The sequence below is a fragment of the Streptomyces bottropensis ATCC 25435 genome (genome assembly GCF_000383595.1).
Taxonomy (GTDB): domain Bacteria; phylum Actinomycetota; class Actinomycetes; order Streptomycetales; family Streptomycetaceae; genus Streptomyces; species Streptomyces bottropensis.
Genome location: NZ_KB911581.1, coordinates 1,645,621 through 1,657,867 on the forward strand (window position 1 = coordinate 1,645,621; position 12,247 = coordinate 1,657,867).

Consider the following 12,247-nt stretch of genomic DNA (forward strand, 5'->3'; position numbering starts at 1 on the left):
GGGTGTCACTCGTCGGTGGGGCGCGGCCGCGCGGGCGGCGTGGCGGATTGCCCGGCGGCCGAGGAGCCCGGCTTGGACCAGGGCCACCTCGGGCGGCGGCTCGGGTCCGCGTCCGGGGCGTACTCGTACGTCCACAGCTGGTGCATGAAGCCGCCCCGGCCCGCGCCGACCCGGCGGTAGACGAGCACGGTCGGCGGACCGCCCGCCGCGCCGGGGACCGGGATCCGGTACGTCTTCGGGGGGTGCCCGGTGATGCCGAGCAGCACGGGCAGGACGCGCCCGTCGAGGGGGCCGCCCACGAAGGGGGTGTCTTGGCTCTTCACCGGACCAGTGTCACAGCAGGTGCCCGGCGTCGGCGACGACGGGCAGGACGCGGCGGGCCAGCGTGCCGACGGCGCCGGCGGAGGTCTCGACGGTCAGGGCCTGCCGTACGGCGGCGGCGGTCTGGGGGTCGCGGCCGGCGGTCGCGGCCAGACAGGCGACGAACTGCTCGACGAGCCAGTCGCGGAGTTCGCCGACGTCCGGCTGCTTGCCCTCGTCGAGCCAGATGAGGGAGGCGGCCTCCACGGAGGTGATCCACATCCGGACGGTCATCCGCAGCCGCAGGCCCGGTTCGGCCACGTCCAGGTGCCGCAGGATGTGGTCGGCGGCGGCCCGCCGGACCCCGTCCACGATGGCCGTGGCCCGGGAGGTCTCCACGACGCTGCCGCCCTGGAGGAGGGCGCTGAAACCGGTGTCGTGCTCGTCCACGAAGGTCAGGTAGCGGTCGAGGGCGCGGGCCAGGCGGCTGGTGAGGGGGCCCTCGGCGGGCTCGTCGAAGCAGTGCTCCAGTTCCTCGGCGGCCGAGCGCAGGGCCGCCTCGTAGAGCTGCTGCTTGCCGCCGGGGAAGTAGCGGTAGACGAGGGGACGGGAGACGCCGGCCGCCTCCGCCACGTCGTCGAGGGAGACGTCCTCCGGCGCGTTGTGCGCGAACAGCTCCAGCGCGGCGTCCAGCAGCTGACTGCGCCGCTCTTCCACGCTGAGCCGGCGGTACGCGCGGGTGGGGGCCTCGGACGTCATACCTCGCAGAGTAGTCGGGCCCGGGGGCACGCCGCCCTCTTCGCGTCAGGGGGTGCGACCTCGGGTGCGCCGACGGGTGCGGGCCGGGTGGGGCTTCTCGCGCCGTTCCCCGCGGCCCTGAAGACCAGGCCCTGCGGGCCTGGAGGCCGAGGTGCCCGGAGGCGACGGGATCACGGGTTCGGCCGAAAAGCACGGGGCGCAGCCCCGGCTTCTCAGGGGCGCGGGGAACTGCGCGAGAAGCCCCTCCGGACCCGCACACGCCCACGCACCGAACCCCCGCCGCCCCGTCGCGACCGGAGCCGCACCGCTACGCCAGCAGTCCCGACGACCTCCACATCCGCCGCCCCACCCCCTGCAGAACCCCGATGTCGTCCAGGAAGTCCGTCAACCGCTTCGCGCCGGTCTGCATGATGTCCCGCCGATGCGCACTCGCCCGCACCTGCGCGACGGCCACCCGCCGGTCGAGGCCGACGTTCGTGTAGACCTCGGGATTGATGAACGCCACCGCGAAGACGCGGGCGAACTCCCCGGAGGTGACCCGCGTGAAGCTCCGGGACAGCCGCGGAGCGGTCACCATCTGGCGCCGCAGCTCCTCGCGGGCGTACCGCACGTGCCGGGCCTCCTCGACGACATGGATCCGGGTGACGCCCCGGACGAGCGGCTGGACCCGCTCGTCCGGGAAGGTCAGCCGCTGCATCCAGTCGAGGATCTCCTCACCGAGGAGGGTGGAGGTGAAGGACCCGGGGGTCGTCGAGATCGTCTTGAAGAGGCGGCCCAGATTGTGGTGCAGCCGGCTCACCGGGTAGTACGGGGTGTCCCCCTTGCTGATCAGCCGGGCGAACATCTTCGAGTGCCGGCACTCGTCCTCGATCTCCGTCAGCGCGTAGCGGACGTGCGCACTCGTCGCGGCCTTGTCGTAGATGTGCCGCACGAGCAGCTGCATGAGGATGATCTCGAACCAGATGCCGAGGGAGGCCAGCGCCGCAGCCTCGTGCTGGGACAGCGCGATCCGCTGCTCCTGCGACATCTTCCGCCACATCGGCGTCCCGTACAGGGACACCAGCTCCGGCGGCCAGAACCACTTCCCCTCCTCGAAGGGGGCGTCCCAGTCCAGCTCCTTGTCCGGGTCGAAGGAGTGCTTCGCGGAGGACACGAGCAGCCGCTCGGCCACCTGTTCCCGGTCCTTGAGCAGCCCGAGCGCGTCGCGCAGCACCTCCGCCTCCGACACCGGGTCCGTCGTGTTCACCGGGGGCACCGTGGTCATGGCTGTCGCAGCTCCTCGTCGGGAAGTTCGTACCGTTACCGGCGGTCATCGCTTATGAGACTACTTGTCAGCAAGGCCGTCAATCCTTTGCGCGCCACTTGTCGAGGACCGACGGACCGATCGGCCGGTGCCCCGCCGTGACGGCCCGTGCAGTAGCGTGCTGGCGTGTCCATGCCTCCACCGCAGCACCAGCCCCAGCCTTACGGCCAGCAGCCCCAGCCCTACGGCCAGCAGCCCCAGCCAGGCCCGTACGGTCAGCAGCCGTACCCGCCGCAGCCGCAGCCGTACGGCCAGCAGCCGTACCCCCCGCAGCAGCCCGGCCCGCCGCCCCCCGGCGGCTGGCAGCCCCCGCCGCCGCCCAAGAGCCGCGTGGGGCTGATCCTCGGGATCGTCGGCGGGGTCGTCGCGCTCGTGGTGGTCGCCGCGGTGGGGCTGTGGGTCGTCGGGACGCAGAGCACGAGCGGATTCCCGGAGGCCGAGTACAGGCTGACGCTGCCCGACACCGTGCTGGACGACGAGTACAAGCTGGCCCAGGATCTCTCCGACACCTCGGGGCAGCAGGTGGCCGAGGAGGCGGAGGGTGCCTGGGACGCCCGGGACGTCAAGGCCGCCGTCGGGCAGTACACCTCGGCGGACGGGGCCCAGGGCGCCCTGATCGTCTCGGGCATGTACGGCAGGTTCAAGAACACCGACGCCGCCCGCGACAACATGCTGAAGGGCGCGGCCGAGGTCGACTCGATCACGGTCGTCGTACCGCCGAAGGACTACACCCCCGGTGACGGGGATCTCACCATCAGCTGCCAGGTCGTCACCCAGAAGCAGGCCGGCAGCGAGATCACGTACCCGATGTGCGCCTGGGCCGACGGCAACACCGGGGCGTCCATCGCGGAACTCGGCGCGTCGAGCGTCGGGCAGGACCCCTCGAAGGTGGACGTGAAGGCCTTCGCGGAGCGCACCCTGGAGGTCCGCTCCGAGATCCGGCAGCGGATCAGCTGACGGCGGCGTCCGGCATGTCCGCCACGTCGGGTACCTCCGCCACGTCCGCCATGACCGGTCGCGCCGGTGCCGCCGGCCCCGCCGGGAACGACGTGCGCAGCGTGAAGGCGTAGGGCGTCGGACCGTGGGCGCGCAGATGGAGGAGCCGTTCCTCCGCCTCGGCCACGCTGGGGCGGTGACCGGCCGGCACCCACCACAGGGTGGCCATCGCCTCGGCCACCTGCTCGAAGAACTCCCGCCTGCGGGCGAGCAGTTCCCGGTGCTGCCCCTGGTACATGAAGGCGGTCAGGGCGTCGGTGTCCCGCCACACCGACATGTTGATGATCAGCCACTCGTCGCCGAGGACGGGCACGTCCGTGGCGTTGCCTGAGTCGCTCTGCAGACGCCAGACGAAGCCGGCGGAGGAGTCGGCGACCGCGTTCACGGGATCGAGCCCGTCCACGAAGTCCTTCAACCGCGGTGAGTCCAGCGGGGCTTTGAGACGGGCGATGTTGACCTGGGCGAGTTCGTACGGGGCGGTCGTCATGGCCGCACGATAGGTCGGGGCCGCTCGGGGATCACACTCCTTATCTCACCTGGTGGTCGCGCGGGGAGGCCACCGTGAGCCCCCGTCAGCCGGAGGCACCGAGCACCGCCCGCATCACCTCCCGCGCGATCGGCGCCGCGTCCCCGCCCCCGCTGATCTCCCCCCGTACCGCCTCCGCGTCCTCCACCACCACCGCCACGGCCACCTCGGGTTCGAGCGCGTCGTCGGACTGGGCCCAGCCGATGAACCAGGCGAAGGGAGTGCCGGAGTTGCCGATGCCGTGCTGGGCGGTTCCGGTCTTGCCCCCGACGATGGCGTGGCGCAGGGCGGCGTTGGCGCCGGTGCCGTCCTCGACGACGCCCCGCATGAGGTCACGCAGCTGCCGCGCGGTGGCCGGGTCCATGGCTCGGCGGAGGGTGCGCGTGTTCGAGCCGGCGACCGTGCGGCCGTCGGCCGTGGTGGTGCGTTCGACGAGGTACGGCGCCCGCACCGAACCCCCGTTGGCCACGGCCGCCGTGACGAGCGCCATCTGCAGGGGCGTGGCCCGGGTGTCGTACTGACCGATGGACGAGAGCGCGAGCTGCGCCCGGTCCATCTCGGTGTCGAAGGTGCTGGGCGCCACCCGGAACGGGATGCGCAGGCCCGCGCCGTCGAAGCCGAAGGCGCGCGCCGTGTCCGTCATGGCGCCGAGGCCGACGTCCACGCCCAGCTTCGCGAAGACCGTGTTGCAGGACCACTCGAAGGCATGGCGCAGGGAGGCGTTCTCGCACCCCTCGACCTCGTTGGACAGGGACGTCGTGGTGCCCGGCAGGGTGTACGGGGCGGGGGAGCGGGTGGGGGCGTCCACGTCCCCGACCACCCCGGCGTCCAGCGCGGCGGCGGCCGTCACCACCTTGAACGTCGAACCCGGCGGATAGGTCTGCCGCACCGCCCGGTTGAGCATCGGTCTGCTCGCGTCCGCGTTCAGCCGGGCCCACGCCTCGGTCACCTCGGGACCGTTGCCGGAGAGCACCCCGGGGTCGTACGACGGGCGTGAGACCAGCGCCAGGACGCGCCCGGTGGCCGGTTCGAGCGCGGCGACCGCGCCCCGGCGGGCGCCGAGCCCGAGGTAGGCCGCCCGCTGGGCGCCGTCCTGGAGGGTGGTGACGACCTGGCCGCCGGCGTTCCGGTCGCGGGTGAGGTCGTTCCACAGGGGGAGGAAGGACAGCAGCGGGTCGCTGCCGTCGAGGAGGGAGTCCTCCGCGTTCTCCAGGAAGGTCGTGCCGTACACCTGGGAGGCGAAGCCCGTGACCGGCGCGTACAACGGGCCGTCCCTGTACGTCCGTTCGAAGCGGAGCTGTTCACCGGTGTCCGTCGAGCCGGTGACCGGGCGCCCCTCGACCACGATGTCCCCGCGCGGCTGGCCCCAACGGGCGATCACCGGGCGGCGGTTGGCGGGACTGTCGTCGTAGGCCCGGGACTGCAGGACCTGGACACGGGTGGCGTTGACGAGGAGCGCGACCAGCAGCAGGGCGCAGAGGGCGGCGGCGCGGCGGATGTACTTGGTCATGTGCCCCGGACCTCCGGGCCGGCGCAGGGGTTCTGGGGGAGTGTCCCGGGCTCGTCCTGCCTCCGGGCCGAGTCGCTCAGCCGGATCAGCAGGGCCACGATGATCCAGTTGGTGACGACGGAGGAGCCGCCCTGGGCGAGGAAGGGCATCGGCATACCGGTCAGGGGGATGAGGCCGGTGACACCGCCCGCGATCACGAAGACCTGGAGGGCGATGATCGAGGCGAGGCCGGTGGCCAGGAGGCGGCCGAAGGGGTCGCGCAGGGCGAGGCCGGTGCGGAAGCCGCGCTCCACCAGCAGGGCGTAGAGCAGGAAGATCGCGGCGAGGCCGGCCAGGCCCAGCTCCTCGCCCGCCGTGGCCAGGATGAAGTCCGACTTGACGGCGAAGCCGATCAGGACGGAGTGGCCGAGTCCGAGGCCGGTGCCGAGCAGGCCGCCGGCGGCGAACGAGAAGAGGGACTGGGCGAGTTGGTTGGGGCCCCGGCCCGCCTCGATCGAGGCGAAGGGGTGCAGCCAGTCCTCGACGCGGCTGTGCACGTGCGGTTCGAGCCAGCCGACGGCCACCGCGCCCACACACGCCAGCAGCAGCCCCACCGCGATCCAGCCGGTGCGGCCCGTGGCGACGTAGAGCATGATCACGAACAGCCCGAAGAACAGCAGTGAGGTGCCCAGGTCCCGTTCGAGGACCAGCACGCCGACGCTCAGCAGCCAGATGGTGACGATCGGGCCGAGCACGCGCCCGGTGGGCAGCTGGAGGCGCTTGAACCGCCAGATCTGGCGCCCGGCGTACGCCAGCGCGTTGCGGTTCGCCGCGAGATAGCTGGCGAAGAACAGCGCGAGCAGCACCTTCGCGAACTCGCCCGGCTGGAGGGAGAACCCGGCGATCCGCACCCAGATCCGGGCCCCGTTGACCGGCGGGAACAGGATCGGCAGCGCCAGCAGGGCCAGCGCGGCCACCACCGAGACGTAGGCGTACCGCTGCAGCACCCGGTGGTCGCGCAGCAGGGTCACCACCGTGATGAACAGCGCCACCCCGAGCGTCGACCAGTTCAGCTGCGCGGGCGCCGCGTGGTCGGCCGGGGTCTCCAGGTCGAGCCGGTGGATCAGCACCAGGCCCAGGCCGTTCAGGAGCACCGCGATCGGCAGCAGCAGCGGATCGGCGTACGGCGCCCGCAGCCGGACCACCAGATGGGTCAGCAGCGCGAGCACGCCGAGCCCGGCGCCGTAGTCGGTGGCGCCGGGCGGGACGGTGCCGTTCTTCGCCAGACCGACAGCGCAGTAGCCGTACACGGAGAGCAGGACGGCCACGACGGTGAGGGTGAACTCGACGCCTCGGCGCCGGAGCGGGCGTACGGCGGGCGGGGACGGGTCCGAGGGGCCCGCCGCCAGGGTCGTTCCGGCATTGGTGGTCATGCCCGGAATTTACCCAAACGGTACGCCTTGCGGGTCTTGTCGCTCAGGCGCACGTGCGTGGCGTTTTGAAGGCGTCGATGTACCGGGCCGAACCCCAGGCCCAGGTGCCGTCGACGAGCAGGTACCACTGCCTGTCGCCGTCGACGGTCTGCCCGTCGGCCCGGCAGTAGATGCTGACGATCTCCCCGTAGGGCGCGACCCGGACGACCGCGCCGCCGCGGGTCGGCGCGCTGCGCAGGATCAGACCGGTACGGGTGACGACCTCGCCCTTGACGGTCTGCTTGCTCTTCCGGGGGTCCTCCTGTCCGGCGCCCACGGCGGGGGTCGTGGCCGCGAAGGCCACGAGGGCGCCACCGGCAGCCGCTATACCGAACCGCATGAGCAGAATCCGCAGGGACATCTGACGCTCCTCCAGGAAAACGGGGGTGAAGCTGACTATTCGCCACGTTAGGAGGAGGGAGGGTGGGGCGCCTTCCGCGATGGTCCATCAGGGCGGGCCCGGCTTTCGGGGCGCGGCCCCGCCTTCAGGGGCGCGGGGGAACCGCTCGACCAGCCTCCATCGACCTGCAGCCGACACCGCACCCCCTTGGCGGCCGACACCGCGACATCGCGCGCTCTTGCCGGCCGACGACGAGCGCCCCGCGTGCGGACCCGCGGTGGCCTCGTCGCGCGGGCGCGATCAGTCCCCGCCGGCCGGCAGCCGAAGAACGGCCGACGCGCCCCCGTCCTCCGCGTTCTCGAACGCCAGCCGCGCCCCCAGCACCTCCGCCTGCCCCACCGCGATCGTCAGCCCCAGCCCATGTCCCTTGAGGGAACCCTCCGTACGGAACCGCTGCGGCCCCTCCGCCCTCAGGTACTCCGGAAACCCGTCGCCGTGGTCCCGCACGGTCACCACCGCTCCCTCGGCCGTCGCCTCCACGCTCAGCACCACCGGAGGCCGCCCGTGCTTGTGCGCGTTGGCCACCAGGTTCCCGAGCACCCGCTCCAGGCGCCGCCGGTCCGTCTCCACGCACGCGTCCTCGACGACCCGCACCACCGTCTCGCCGCCCGCGTGCGCGGCCACCCGTTCCGCCAGCACCCCGAGCCGGATCGCGTCGGGGTCCAGCCGCTCGCCGCCCGCGTCCAGCCGTGAGATCTCCAGCAGATCCTCGGTCAGCGTCCGCAACGCGGCGACCCGGTCCCGCACCAGTTCCGTCGGCCGCCCCGGTGGGAGCAGTTCGGCCGCCGCGTGCAGCCCGGTCAGCGGTGTCCGCAGCTCGTGCGCGACGTCCGCGGTGAACCGCTGCTCGCCGATCAGCTTGCGCTGCAGCGTGGACGCCATCGTGTCGAGCGCGGCGGCCAGCGCGGCCACCTCGTCGCGGTACCGCGCCGGGTCCGTCGTGCGGGGGTCGCCGACCCGCGCGTCGAGGTCGCCCGCGCTGATCCGCCGGGCCACCTGCGAGGTCGTCCGCAGCCGCCGGGTCACCCCGGTGACGCCGAACGCGCCCACGATCAGCGTCACCCCGATCGCCAGCGCCGAGGAGCCCAGGATGGCCCGGTCGAGGTTCTCGATCGTGGTCGCGCTCTGCGCGTAGTCGATCCGCACGGCGAGGGCGCGGCCGTCGGCGGGGGCGGCCGCCCACATGGCGGGGTATCCGCCCGCGACCCCGACCATCGTGCCGCGCCGCCCGCTCATCGCCAGTTCGCGCAGCGACCCCGGCAGCTCCGGCGTGTCGATGCCGGCCTCCGGCGGCAGCCGGTTCCCGGCCTCGTACGCCCGCGCCGCCTCGTCGAGCCGGTCCAGCGCCCGGGAGCGGGCGTCGCTCACGGTCCGGTCGGTGACGGAGACATGCACGAGGGCGCCGAGCAGCGCGGCCAGCCCGCAGCACATGACGGTGATGAAGGCCAGCGCCTTCCAGGTGAGCGAGGACGTCCAGCGCGGCAGGCCGAACCGTTTCCGCACGGTCTTCGCCGCGGGCCTCGCCGCGCTCTCGCGCCGCACCGTGCTCATCGCGGGCCGCCGGACGGCGAGGGCCGGGGCGTGGCGGCCGGCGTCGTCCCGCCGCCGGGGGACGGGCGCGCCGATGTGCCCACGCGCAGGATCTCGTCGCGGGTGAGGAGCATCGCCAGCTGGTCCTCGTCCCAGGTCCACTGGGTGCGGTACTCGTAGCCGACGATCGCCGCGGGCGAGCGGATGATCACGGTCCGCCCCGCCAGCTCGACCGCGAGCACCGCGTCGTCGCTGGCCAGCACCTGCACCAGCCGGTCCGCCCGGACGGTGTACATCCGCACCGCCGTCTGATTGCCGGGCAGCAGCCGGAAGCCGAGCACCATGTCCTCGCGCCCGTCGCCGGTGAGGTCCCGGTAGTAGGCGTCGAGCACCGGGCACCGGGAGCGCTCCGCGCCCCCGCCGCAGTCCGCCATGCGCGCGGTCGTGCCGGCGTAGACCGCGTCGGACCCGGAGTACATCTCGGGATGCGCGGCGATCTCGGCGCGTACGACCGCCACCGGGTCCACCTCACGGATGTTCCCCCGGGCCTCGACACCCTTGACGATCTCCGTCTCGGCCTCGCCGTAGTCGTAGGCGGGGGAGGAGGCGGGCGGTTCCCCGGGCCACAGCCGGGTCGGCCCGCTCGCGGTGGCCGTCGCGCCAGCGCTCACCAGGCCACCCAAGTCGCCACAGGCACCCAGCAGCAGGCCGGCGGCCAGGGCGAGCGAGGCGCCGGCGACCGCACGCACGGGGCGGCTGGGGAACACGGGACTCCTGAGGGCGTCGATTCGGTCCAGTACACCCTATTCGTGCGCAAGAACCGCACCCGCCCGCCCCGCTACTCGGCCAGCTCCTCCAGGAACCGGACGGTCGCCAGCCCCGTGCGCAGGTATTCCACGAACAGCTCGTTGTGCAGCGCCCACGGTGAACGGCGGGTGCGGATCAGCCGGATCGCCTCCTCGGCGGAGTGTCCGTCGCGGATCAGCGCGTGCGCCACCACCAGACCCGACCGGTTGTACCCGCTGTAGCAGCGGACGAGGACCCGTTTGCCGTCCTCCAGCGCGTCGCACGCCGCCTGCCCCAGCCGCATCACGCCCGCCAGCTGCGTACCGTCCAGCGGCCCGTCCGGGATCGGCCACACATGGTGTTCGACGCCGTCGTCCGGCCCGTACCCCGGTAGCCGCAGCAGGGTCAGCACCAGATCGAACTCGTCGCGTACGACCGCGAACTCGATGTCCCCGGTGCCGGTCCGTCCCGCGAACTCGTGCCCGCCCATCCACAGACCGGGCACGATCTCGCTCCACGGTTCGCCCGGAGCCGGCACGTCGGGTTGCTTCCTGCGCGTCCGCAACGGCGCCTCCCCAAGCCCCTGACGACAGGTCGTCACCCCAAAGGTAACCGGGTTCTTGCCGATGGAGCACCCCGCCTGTTCCCATGGTCGTGGGGTGATGGTGCATGAGCGGACTGCGCGTCGTACCGACCTGGCGGCACGGACAGCGACGCCTGTACGTGTGCCGGACCGACGGGAGGAACGTCGCCTGGTACGACCGTGAGACGGGCCGGGTGAACCTTCTCAGCGAGGAGCTGAGGCAGGACGTGCTGGCCGTGCTCGCCCCCTTGGTCACCGGCCCGGTCGCCGTGGGCCCGCCGCCCGTCCCCACCCCCGCCGAACTGGCCCGGCTGAGCCTCCATCCGGACGACGACCTCGCCCCCAACCGCCCCGGCGAGGCGCTGCTGATCGCCCTCGACCGTGCCCCCGGACCACCACGTCGGCTGCGCCCGGACCCGCGCCGCCGCGCCTTGGCCGCCGAGCGGACGGTCGGTGACGCCCTGGACCGGCTGGAGGGTGCGGGCTGGCGCACCCTGCACTCCGTGCCGCTGCCCGGCGGCGACCGCATCCACCATCTGCTGATCGGCCCCGGGGGCCTGTTCTGCGTCAGATCCCTGCCCGCCCGCAGGCAGCGCGTCGTCGTCACCGATCCGATGGTCGCCGTCGGCCGCCACGAGCCCCGCGCGCTGCTGCGCGCGCTCCGCGCCGACGCCGACCGCGCCTCCTACGCCCTCACCGCCGAGGTCCGTCCCGTCCTGGCCCTCGCCGAACCCGCCCGTCTCGACATCACCACGCCCCCGCGTGAGGTCCGTGTCCTGCGCGACACGGACCTCGCCGAACTCGCGCGCACGGGCGCGCTGCTCAAGCCGGCCGACGTGGAGGGCCTGCACGCGATGGCCCGGGACCGGCGGACGTGGACCCGCGTGTAGACCGTCACGGTGCGGACCGTCACGGCGCGGACCGCCACGATGCGGACGGTCACGGCAGGGAGTGCGCGGCCTCCGGGTCGAGGAGCGGCGCCAGCAGGTCGCCGTGGTCCCGGAGGCGGGGGGCGATGTCCGGGGCGCGGAACACCAGTTGTGCGGGCGAGGCGCACTCCTCGACCTCGGCCCAGGTCACCGGGGCGGAGACGGTCGGCTCGGCGCGGGCGCGCAGCGTGTAGGGCGCGGCCGTGGTCTTGCGGGCGGCGTTCTGGCTCCAGTCGACGAAGACCTTGCCGGGGCGCAGGCTGCGGTTCATCCGGTGGACGACCTGACGGGGCAGCGCCGTCTCGGCCTCGACGGCGAGTTCCTTCGCGTACTCCGACACGCGCTCCGAGGACGCCCCGCGCACCGCCGCCAGCAGATGCAGCCCCTTCGACCCGGACGTCTTCGCGTACGCCTCGATCCCGTCCGCCGCGAGCCGCTCCCGCAGCCAGCGGGCGACCTCGCAGCACTCGACGATCGTCGCGGGCGCCCCCGGGTCCAGGTCGAAGACCAGCCGGTCCGCCTCGTCGGCGGAGTCGACGGTCCACTGCGGTGTGTGGAACTCGGCGACCTGGTTCGACGCCCACATCAGGCTCGCCAGGTCCTGCACCAGCACCATCCGGGCCGGGCCCTCCATCCGTCGTACCTCGGCGGTGGTGACCCAGTCGGGCGTGCCCGGCGGCACGTTCTTGGTGAAGAAGACCTGTCCCCCCGGCCCGTCCGGGTAACGGAGGAACGAGACCGGCCGGTCACGCAGATGCGGCAGGAGGGCGTCCGCGGTCGTGGCGTAGTAGTGCAGCAACTCACCCTTGGTGAACCCCGTCGCCGGGTGGAGCACCTTCTCCAGATTGGAGAGGACGACCCTGCGGCCCTCCACCTCGGTGATCGGTGTCATGGCAACAAGAATCCCATGATTCGCGGGCAAAACGGTCGCGGCGCCTGGGGGTGGGCCACGAGGGGCACGCCGGGCGCCCGTGCGGGGGTCGTGGGGCCCGTTCGGCTGTCCGCCTGCGGGGTCTGTCGGGTGTCCGGTGCGTGTGCGGGGTGATCGCGTACGCGGTGATGTCCGCCCCCGTCGGCGTACGCGAGCGCCCGTGTACGTCTGGCAACGACAGGCGCCGCCCGCGCGACCCGGCACCGGGCGCCCGCCCGCGTGCGCGGCCGGGCGCCTCCATGC

13 protein-coding genes are annotated in these 12,247 nt (G+C 73.1%); 2 read left to right on the top strand and 11 right to left on the bottom strand.

The features are described 5' to 3' along the window. Positions 1-5: 5 nt before the first annotated feature. The 3 genes from STRBO_RS0107430 to STRBO_RS0107440 form a co-directional block, all read right to left on the bottom strand. Positions 6-323, bottom strand: a complete 318-nt coding sequence (locus STRBO_RS0107430; RefSeq protein WP_005480339.1) for a hypothetical protein — start codon at positions 321-323, stop codon at positions 6-8. A 10-nt stretch (positions 324-333) separates the two neighbouring features. Further along, positions 334-1,059, bottom strand: a complete 726-nt coding sequence (locus STRBO_RS0107435; protein ID WP_005480338.1) for a TetR/AcrR family transcriptional regulator — start codon at positions 1,057-1,059, stop codon at positions 334-336. A gap of 307 nt (positions 1,060-1,366) precedes the next feature. Continuing rightward, positions 1,367-2,323 (bottom strand): AurF N-oxygenase family protein, encoded by a 957-nt coding sequence (locus tag STRBO_RS0107440; protein ID WP_005480337.1) that lies wholly within the window; start codon positions 2,321-2,323, stop codon positions 1,367-1,369. A gap of 171 nt (positions 2,324-2,494) precedes the next feature. On the opposite strand from STRBO_RS0107440, the gene STRBO_RS39960 reads away from it, so the two are divergent. Further along, positions 2,495-3,319, top strand: a complete 825-nt coding sequence (locus STRBO_RS39960) for a hypothetical protein (protein ID WP_237547608.1) — start codon at positions 2,495-2,497, stop codon at positions 3,317-3,319. On the opposite strand, the gene STRBO_RS0107450 is transcribed toward STRBO_RS39960, so the two are convergent. From STRBO_RS0107450 to STRBO_RS0107480, 7 genes are all read right to left on the bottom strand, one after another. Then, a complete protein-coding gene (locus STRBO_RS0107450) occupies positions 3,312-3,845 on the bottom strand; it encodes a DUF3291 domain-containing protein (protein ID WP_005480335.1) in 534 nt (177 codons plus the stop codon). The genes STRBO_RS39960 and STRBO_RS0107450 overlap by 8 nt on opposite strands. 85 nt (positions 3,846-3,930) lie before the next feature. Continuing rightward, on the bottom strand, positions 3,931-5,394 hold the full coding sequence (locus tag STRBO_RS0107455) for a penicillin-binding transpeptidase domain-containing protein (RefSeq protein ID WP_005480334.1): 1,464 nt from the start codon (positions 5,392-5,394) through the stop codon (positions 3,931-3,933). Beyond that, positions 5,391-6,806 (bottom strand): FtsW/RodA/SpoVE family cell cycle protein, encoded by a 1,416-nt coding sequence (locus tag STRBO_RS0107460; protein ID WP_005480333.1) that lies wholly within the window; start codon positions 6,804-6,806, stop codon positions 5,391-5,393. Before STRBO_RS0107460 ends, STRBO_RS0107455 begins: the two co-directional genes overlap by 4 nt. Before the next feature lie 43 nt (positions 6,807-6,849). Beyond that, positions 6,850-7,206, bottom strand: a complete 357-nt coding sequence (locus STRBO_RS0107465) for an SH3 domain-containing protein (protein ID WP_005480332.1) — start codon at positions 7,204-7,206, stop codon at positions 6,850-6,852. A gap of 279 nt (positions 7,207-7,485) precedes the next feature. Continuing rightward, the gene (locus tag STRBO_RS0107470; RefSeq protein ID WP_005480331.1) at positions 7,486-8,796 is read right to left on the bottom strand and encodes a sensor histidine kinase; all 1,311 of its coding nucleotides are present in this window, start codon (positions 8,794-8,796) and stop codon (positions 7,486-7,488) included. After that, on the bottom strand, positions 8,793-9,542 hold the full coding sequence (locus STRBO_RS0107475; protein ID WP_020114009.1) for a hypothetical protein: 750 nt from the start codon (positions 9,540-9,542) through the stop codon (positions 8,793-8,795). The genes STRBO_RS0107470 and STRBO_RS0107475 overlap by 4 nt, the downstream gene beginning before the upstream one ends. A gap of 71 nt (positions 9,543-9,613) precedes the next feature. Further along, on the bottom strand, positions 9,614-10,126 hold the full coding sequence (locus STRBO_RS0107480; protein ID WP_202499691.1) for a protein-tyrosine phosphatase family protein: 513 nt from the start codon (positions 10,124-10,126) through the stop codon (positions 9,614-9,616). Between the two features lie 104 nt (positions 10,127-10,230). Here STRBO_RS0107480 and STRBO_RS0107485 point away from each other — a divergent pair, with 104 nt between their 5' ends. Next, entirely contained in the window at positions 10,231-11,034 is an 804-nt protein-coding gene (locus STRBO_RS0107485; RefSeq protein ID WP_005480325.1) for a nuclease-related domain-containing protein, read from the top strand. A 49-nt stretch (positions 11,035-11,083) separates the two neighbouring features. On the opposite strand, the gene ligD is transcribed toward STRBO_RS0107485, so the two are convergent. Beyond that, entirely contained in the window at positions 11,084-11,965 is an 882-nt protein-coding gene (ligD, locus tag STRBO_RS0107490) for a non-homologous end-joining DNA ligase (RefSeq protein WP_020114010.1), read from the bottom strand. Positions 11,966-12,247 lie beyond the last annotated feature (282 nt).

What these genes read in the sequence shown, in the direction of transcription:
- STRBO_RS39960 (WP_237547608.1), top strand. Translation starts at nt 2,495, where the DNA reads ATGCCTCCACCGCAGCACCAGCCCCAGCCTTACGGCCAGCAGCCCCAG.
- STRBO_RS0107460 (WP_005480333.1), bottom strand. Translation starts at nt 6,806, where the DNA reads ATGACCACCAATGCCGGAACGACCCTGGCGGCGGGCCCCTCGGACCCG.
- STRBO_RS0107485 (WP_005480325.1), top strand. Translation starts at nt 10,231, where the DNA reads ATGAGCGGACTGCGCGTCGTACCGACCTGGCGGCACGGACAGCGACGC.
- STRBO_RS0107440 (WP_005480337.1), bottom strand. Translation starts at nt 2,323, where the DNA reads ATGACCACGGTGCCCCCGGTGAACACGACGGACCCGGTGTCGGAGGCG.
- ligD (WP_020114010.1), bottom strand. Translation starts at nt 11,965, where the DNA reads ATGACACCGATCACCGAGGTGGAGGGCCGCAGGGTCGTCCTCTCCAAT.
- STRBO_RS0107470 (WP_005480331.1), bottom strand. Translation starts at nt 8,796, where the DNA reads ATGAGCACGGTGCGGCGCGAGAGCGCGGCGAGGCCCGCGGCGAAGACC.
- STRBO_RS0107465 (WP_005480332.1), bottom strand. Translation starts at nt 7,206, where the DNA reads ATGTCCCTGCGGATTCTGCTCATGCGGTTCGGTATAGCGGCTGCCGGT.
- STRBO_RS0107455 (WP_005480334.1), bottom strand. Translation starts at nt 5,394, where the DNA reads ATGACCAAGTACATCCGCCGCGCCGCCGCCCTCTGCGCCCTGCTGCTG.
- STRBO_RS0107450 (WP_005480335.1), bottom strand. Translation starts at nt 3,845, where the DNA reads ATGACGACCGCCCCGTACGAACTCGCCCAGGTCAACATCGCCCGTCTC.
- STRBO_RS0107435 (WP_005480338.1), bottom strand. Translation starts at nt 1,059, where the DNA reads ATGACGTCCGAGGCCCCCACCCGCGCGTACCGCCGGCTCAGCGTGGAA.